Source organism: Neisseria sp. P0021.S007, assembly GCF_051956855.1.
In genome coordinates this window covers 1-568 of record NZ_JBQCXA010000909.1, presented here as the reverse complement: position 1 = coordinate 568, position 568 = coordinate 1, and the positions used below count along the sequence as shown (strand labels likewise).

The following is a 568-nucleotide window of genomic DNA, read 5'->3' as shown; positions in this document are numbered from 1 at the left end:
TGCTCAAACAAGCCGTGCGCGACCTCAAAAAAGGCCGCCAGCCCGACCTCGACGCACCGCTGGGCATCACCACTGAAATCAAACTGCACAGCCCGGCATTATTGCCTGAAGACTACTGCCCCGACATCCACGAGCGCCTCATCCTCTACAAACGCCTCGCCGTCTGCGAAACCGTGCAGCAAATCAACGCCATACACGAAGAACTCGTCGACCGCTTCGGCCTGCCCGAACAACCCGTCAAAACCCTTATCGAAAGCCACCACCTGCGGCTTGCGGCAAAAGAATTAGGCATAGATGCCATTGATGCGACCAGCGAAGCGGTAACGGTAACTTTTGGCAAAAACAACAATGTCGATCCAACCGAAATCATCCTGCTGATTCAAAACGACAAAAAATACCGCCTTGCCGGCACGGATAAGCTGCGATTTACCGCAGAGATGGAAAATATCGAAGTGCGGATTAATACAGTGAAGAACGTATTGAAGACTTTGAAAGAAAGGGTGATGGTGAAGTAGAGAGGTTAAGAAAAGGTCATTTTACAAAGATTTTGATAGTTTGTAGATCAGGT

Annotated in this window: 1 protein-coding gene; it reads left to right on the top strand. The window is 49.6% G+C overall.

The window, feature by feature from the left end:
- The coding region (locus ACTHUR_RS16655; RefSeq protein WP_440399796.1) for a TRCF domain-containing protein at positions 1–515 on the top strand (515 nt) is incomplete at its 5' end.
- Positions 516–568: the final 53 nt, after the last annotated feature.